This is a genomic window from Aeromonas simiae (genome assembly GCF_000820125.1).
Taxonomy (GTDB): domain Bacteria; phylum Pseudomonadota; class Gammaproteobacteria; order Enterobacterales; family Aeromonadaceae; genus Aeromonas; species Aeromonas simiae.
On record NZ_CDBY01000031.1, the window covers coordinates 674 to 1,018 of the forward strand.

At 65.2% G+C, this 345-nt stretch carries 1 protein-coding gene; it reads right to left on the reverse strand.

From position 1 onward, the window contains the following. Positions 1-345 (reverse strand): solute carrier family 23 protein (locus tag BN1134_RS04560; protein ID WP_042045492.1); only part of this gene is annotated, 345 nt, incomplete at both ends.

Below are 345 nucleotides of genomic sequence, written 5' to 3' on the forward strand. Positions count from 1 at the left end.
GCAAACACCGACATGGGAAAGGTGCCCACCAGGGCGGCCAGCATGGAGTTGATGCCGTCGGAGAGTACGCCCCCCTTGATCCGCTCCATGTATACCGGCCCTTCCACCGGCTCCCCTGAGATATCCGAGGTGGCGGTCATGTCACCGATGGCCTCAAGCGCCGTCACCACGAAGATGACGGTGAGGGGGATGCAGAGGTACCAGTCGAACGCCAGCCCCACGTGCAGAATGCGCGGCAGGGCGATCCACTCGTCCGGCAGGGTGGGCAGGGTGACGCGCCCCATCAGGAAGGCAACGGCATAGCCGAGCACCATGGCGATGACGATGGCCGACAGCCGCAGCCAG